This window comes from Mycobacterium sp., assembly GCF_032162105.1.
In the GTDB taxonomy this organism is placed as follows: domain Bacteria; phylum Actinomycetota; class Actinomycetes; order Mycobacteriales; family Mycobacteriaceae; genus Mycobacterium.
This window is the reverse complement of record NZ_JAVRPS010000537.1, coordinates 1-5,486: the sequence shown is the minus strand read 5'-3', so window position 1 is coordinate 5,486 and position 5,486 is coordinate 1. Positions and strand designations below refer to the sequence as shown.

Below are 5,486 nucleotides of genomic sequence, written 5' to 3'. Positions count from 1 at the left end.
TGATCGCGCTGGTGATCGCGCAATTCGCGGCCCGCATCGCGTTGTCGGGCTCGTCCTACCAGTGGGGCTCTCGACTGGCCAACCCGAAGATCGGGTGGTTCTTCGGCTGGCTCACCTTCTGCTACCTGATCACCGGGTTCATGGCGATCAACAACGCGATGGCGAGTCAGTGCCTGATGCCGTTGTTCAACATGGCGCCGAGCGAAGACACCGCACGGATCATCACCGTGGTAATCATGGTGATTGAGGCCGTGCTGGCGATCGCCTCGACGAAGATCGTCGCGATGATCAACTCGGTGGCGGTCGCCATCGAGGTGTCGATCGTCGCGGTGCTGGCGGTCGCGCTGTTGGTGGCCGTGGCGGTCACGGGCACCGGCTCCGCTGGCAATCTCGTGTCGCGTGGAGTAGCCGAGGGAGAGTCGGGCTACTACGCGCTGGGCGGCGGGTTGATGATCGCCATGATCGTCGGCCTCGGGACACTCGTGGGCTTCGACTCCGCGGCGAACATGGCAGAGGAGGCCAAGGACCCGTTTCGCACTGTCCCGCGCGCCATCGTGGGATCGGTTGCCGCGGCTGGTGTTCTGGGCCTGTTGTTCCTGATCGCTCTGACCGTCGCGATCAAGGACATCCCCGAAGTCACGGCCGCCGAGTCACCCGTCGCGGCGATCATGCGGGACCAACTTGGCCCGATCGCCGAACGCCTGTTTCTCGTCGTCATCGCGATTGCCTTCTTCGGGGGTGGGTTGGTGGTGTTGGCCAGCTGCTCACGCATGATCTTTGCGATGGCGCGCGATGGCCGCTTTCCCGCCCATCGACTGATGAGGCGGGTGGACAGCCGCACGCAGACCCCCATCCCGGCCACCATCCTGCCGGTCGTCATCGGGATCGCGGTGCTCTCCGCACTGCCGGGTGATGCACTGCTGGACCTGATCACGTCCGGCACGGTGTTCCCGGCGGTCACCTACGGCGCGATCGTAGTGCTCTACTTGACGGTGCGAAAACGTCTCGACCACAAGGAAGGTGGCTTCAGTCTTGGTCGCTTCGAGACGCCTGTGGCCATCGCGGCGCTGATCTGGTCGGTCTGTGCGCTGATCTTCATCCTGGCACCGGCCAGCTCGTTCGCCCCAATTGTGATGGTGGGCGGCCTCTTGGTGGTGGGGGCCCTGTACTTCGCGTACATGATGATCTTCAACCGCGAGGTGCTCGACCACGAACCGGGCGAGGCTGCCCCTGCCGTGGCCGAAGTGACCAAATGACGTCCACCACGGCACGGCCAACCGAGCTAACCGGAAGAATCGTCCGGCGGGGGGATGCCGATCACGGGGCGGCAAGAATCTCGTACAACCGGCTGTTCGAACACGATCCAACGGTGATCGTGTTCGCCCGGGAAACGCAGGACGTCGTCAACGCATTGGCCTGGGCGCGGCAGAACGACGTCGAGCTTCGGGTGCGGAGCGGTGGCCACAGCCTCGAGGGCTGGTCGTCTGTCGACGACGGCATCGTGATCGACGTGAGCGAGATGAAGTCGGCCACGATCGACTTGGCGTCGAACACCGCGACCGTCGGCGCCGGACTCAATCAGCTGGAAGTCGTGTCCGCGCTCGGCGAGGCCGGTTTTGCTACGCCTACCGGTACCGAGGGGACGGTCGGCCTCGTCGGCGCAACCCTCGGCGGCGGCTTCGGACTGCTGACCCGCAACTTCGGCATGGCCTCCGACAACCTGTTGGCGGTAGAAGTCGTCGTCGCATCGGACGACGGTGGGGCACAGGCGATCATCGCCGACGGAAAGGACAACGCAGACCTACTCTGGGCGCTTCGCGGCGCTGGAAACGGCAATTTCGGCATCGTCACTTCACTGACGTACACGATCCACCCATTGACGCAGACGATCTACGTGACCGCGACGTGGCCGGGTCTCGACGACCTACCCGAGGTGTTCGAGGCCTGGCAGCGCACTGCCCCCCATGCCGACAACCGGCTCACCAGCCAGCTCGAGATGCTGCGTGAGAAGATCACGCTGATCGCTGTGCTCGCATCTGGGTCCGAGGCAGAGGCAACAGGGCTGCTCGCGCCAATTCTGTCCATCGGCAGTCCCGATGTCTCGACGACAAGCGCGAGCTGGTCCGACACCTACACGGCATTTCAGATACCGCCCGCCGAGGAGGCTGCGAACTGGAAGTTCTTCTCGCAGTTCGTCTCCGACCCGTTCCCCGCGAGAGCGATCGGGCTGGTGTGCGAGTACATGTCGAAGGCACCCACGCCGGACAGCAACTACTTCACCAATGCCTTCGGCGGAGCCGTCACGGACAGTGAACCCTTCGGCGGCTCGGCGTTCGCCCACCGCAACGCCATCTTCTACGCCGAACCAGGCGCGGGCTGGGGCGTTCGCGGCGGGACACCGGCAACGGCCGATCCACTGACTGCGAAGTGCCAGGCGTGGATTGCCGACTTCCATCAGGCGTTGGCGCCCTACGTGAATGGCGCCTACGTCAATGTGCCGAATGCCGGCATGGCGGACTGGGAGACCGCCTACTGGGGAGCAGACGTCGACCGCCTGCGCGCGATCAAGGCGAAGTACGATCCCACCAACGTGTTCAGCTTCGAGCAGAGCATTGCGCCCGTGCCGTCGCGATGACACGCGTGGCAGTCTCGGCCACTCTCGTCGGCCTGGTCGTTCAGTTCGCCGTACCTGGCACGGCGACGGCAGAGCCGACAGCCTCAAGACTCTGTGGCACAACGTGGCCAGCATGAAGTGAGGCTCCCGCACGGGACCTAGCCAGATTCGGCCCGCGTATCAGCGGGCGTCGGTAACGTCGAAGACATGCTGATGGCTGCGCTGCGCGACATGCAGTGGCGAAGGCGCCGTTATGTCATCGCGGTCCTCAGCACTGCCATCATCTTCGCGATGACGCTCGTCCTCACGGGGCTCGCGAACGGCTTCCGGGTGGAGGCCGAAAAGACCGTCGATGCACTTGGTGTCGACGTGTTCCTGGTCAAGGCAGGCGCGTCCGGTCCGTTCGTCGGGGCGACGCCATTCGCGCCGGTCGAACTCGGGCGGATCGCCGCGATGCCGGGCGTGGTCGCGGCGGCTCCGCTCACATACGCCGGCGGCACGGTCACCGAGGGCGATTCGACGCGCAATGCCGACTTGTTTGGCGCACCCGAGCGCGGCCCAGGCATGCCGGTCACCTCGGAGGGACGGGCGCCGTCCACGCCCGACGAGGTCGCGGTCTCGAGCACGCTCGGCCGACATGTGGGCGACGAGATCGAGATCGCTTCGCGCACGCTGCGCATCGTCGGCATCGTGGAGAACTCGACCGCGCTGGCCAACCTACCCAACGTCTTCTTCACCACTGCCGGCGCGCAGCAGGTCGTGTACGGCGGCCAACAGCTGGTCGCGTCGATCGGAATTCGCGGCACACTCGCGCAGATACCCGCCGGCTATGAGGCAATCGACCGCGCAGGCGCGATCGCCGATCTGCTCCGGCCCCTGAAGGTGGCGGTGAGTTCGATCACGATCGTGGCCATTCTGCTGTGGGTCGTCGCGGCGTTGGTCGTCGGATCAGTGATCTATCTCTCCGCGCTCGAGCGGCTACGAGACTTCGCGGTGTTCAAGGCGATTGGCGTTCCGACCCCCAACATCGCCGCCGGGTTGGCGATGCAGGCGATCGTGGTGGCGCTCCTTGCAGCACTGGTGGGTGCCGTGCTATCGATGGCGCTTGGCCCGTTGTTCCCGATGCAGGTCATCGTGCCCACGGAGGCGCTCGTCGCGTTGCCCGTGGTCGCCGTCGTGATCGGCTTGATTGCCAGTGCATCGGGACTGCATCGCGCGGTTTCCGTCGATCCCGCGCTGGCGTTCGGAGGTCCCTGAACCGTGGGTGATCTCAGCATCCAGGACCTGGTCGTCGAGTACTCCAGCGGCGATTATGCGGTCCGCCCCATCTGCAACCTCAACCTCGACGTGGCCGCGGGGTCATTGGTGATCCTGATGGGTCCCAGCGGCTGCGGGAAGACGACGTTGCTGTCGTGTCTCGGCGGCATCCTTCGACCCGACTCGGGCGCCATCAAGTTCGGCGACGTCGAGGTCACCTCCCTCGACGCGCGCGGGCTGACGAAATACCGTCGCGACACGGTGGGCATCGTCTTTCAGGCGTTCAACCTGGTGCCCAGCCTCACCGCGCTGGAAAATGTGATGGTGCCGATGCTTGCGGCGGGCATGTCTCGCCGCATGGCGCGCGAGCGTGCTGAGGAACTGCTGACGCGGGTCGGCCTGCAGGATCGGGTCACCCATCGGCCCGCTGATCTGAGCGGCGGCCAGCAGCAGCGCGTCGCGGTCGCGCGGGCGATCGCGCTGGACCCGCCCCTCATATTGGCCGACGAGCCAACCGCGCACCTGGACTTCATTCAGGTTGAGGAAGTGCTGAGGTTGATCCGCGAGCTGGCCTCCGGCGATCGGATGGTCGTAGTCGCCACGCACGACAGTCGGATTCTGCCGCTGGCCGATCGCATCGTGGAGCTCGTGCCGGAATTCGCGACGACGGACCGGCCGCCCGAGACCGTGCGGCTGGTGGCGGGCGAAGTACTGTTCGAGCAGGGCACGACGGGCGATCTGATCTACGTCATAACCGAAGGCGAGGTCGAGATCGTGCGTGAATTACCCGGTGGCGGTGAGGAATTGCTCAAGGTCGCGGTGGCCGGCGATTACTTCGGCGAGATCGGCCCGTTGTTCCACATGCCGCGTGCTGCGACCGTGCGGGCGCGCACCGACGCGACGGTCGTCGGCTACACCGTGGCTGCCTTCCGGAGGCGACTCGGCACCGGCGAGGTGCGCGACCTCATCGAGCACCGCCCGCTGGCGTTGGACTAACGGGCACGCTTCGCTCGCATTCCGAGGCGCGCGGCGGTTAGCGTTGAGGAACCGTGATCGCATAGAATATCCAATCTCAGCGACTCATCGTCGACGAGACCCGGAAGACCGGGGGAGTCGGGGAAGGCATCCTCGCCGCCCTGCTTGAGTACGGATTCACCGGAGGCCTCGACCGTGTCGCGAGCGCTGATAGCTTCATTCCCCTCGGTGACGCCGCACTCGAAGTGCTGTTGTCGGAGGATGCGATCGAGGCCGCGGCGATGAAGCTGGTTGGCTCCGCTCAGCGTCCTGAGTCATTACTTCGGGTGCGGTGTTTGTCGATGCTGGTAATGGCCGGTGGTGTTGTCCCGGAGGTAGGTGCTTAGCACGCGGCACTGACATCTCGGGCGTTCGGCGTCGGTGTTCGGCTGATTTGTCCACAGTCGCGGATTCATCCCCAGTCCGTGGTTGCGGGTCGGCTGAATGTCTGGGTCTGCGAGCATGATTGGAAGGGTGTTCGAGGAATTGGCCCAGTGCGATGACCTGTTGCATGTCGATGATGCGGCGTTGGTCGATGCCATCACCGGTTGGACGCGTGCCGAGGCCACCGTGGCCTTTCATCGGATGGCCGCGATCGCCG

General features: G+C 65.2%; 4 protein-coding genes and 1 pseudogene. All 5 read left to right on the top strand.

All coding sequences use genetic code 11. From position 1 onward, the window contains the following. Nucleotides 1-1,256, top strand: a 1,256-nt coding sequence (locus QOC69_RS27545; protein WP_526445662.1) for an amino acid permease, incomplete at its 5' end; no start/stop codon positions are given. Nucleotides 1,257-1,369: 113 nt separating this feature from the next. Then, nucleotides 1,370-2,635 carry an FAD-binding oxidoreductase gene (locus QOC69_RS27540; RefSeq protein ID WP_526445660.1) on the top strand — a complete coding sequence of 422 codons (1,266 nt, stop codon included), beginning with the start codon at nt 1,370-1,372 and terminating at the stop codon, nt 2,633-2,635. A 186-nt stretch (nt 2,636-2,821) separates the two neighbouring features. Continuing rightward, nucleotides 2,822-3,871, top strand: a complete 1,050-nt coding sequence (locus QOC69_RS27535; RefSeq protein WP_526445658.1) for an ABC transporter permease — start codon at nt 2,822-2,824, stop codon at nt 3,869-3,871. 3 nt (nt 3,872-3,874) lie between these two features. Next, nucleotides 3,875-4,867 (top strand): ABC transporter ATP-binding protein, encoded by a 993-nt coding sequence (locus QOC69_RS27530; protein WP_526445656.1) that lies wholly within the window; start codon nt 3,875-3,877, stop codon nt 4,865-4,867. Between the two features lie 83 nt (nt 4,868-4,950). Further along, a pseudogene (locus QOC69_RS27525) lies at nt 4,951-5,232 on the top strand (hypothetical protein); the annotation flags it as partial. Nucleotides 5,233-5,486 lie beyond the last annotated feature (254 nt).

Bases quoted from the DNA above. Each gene is read 5' to 3' on its own strand.
- QOC69_RS27535 (WP_526445658.1), top strand. From the start codon at position 2,822: ATGCTGATGGCTGCGCTGCGCGACATGCAGTGGCGAAGGCGCCGTTAT.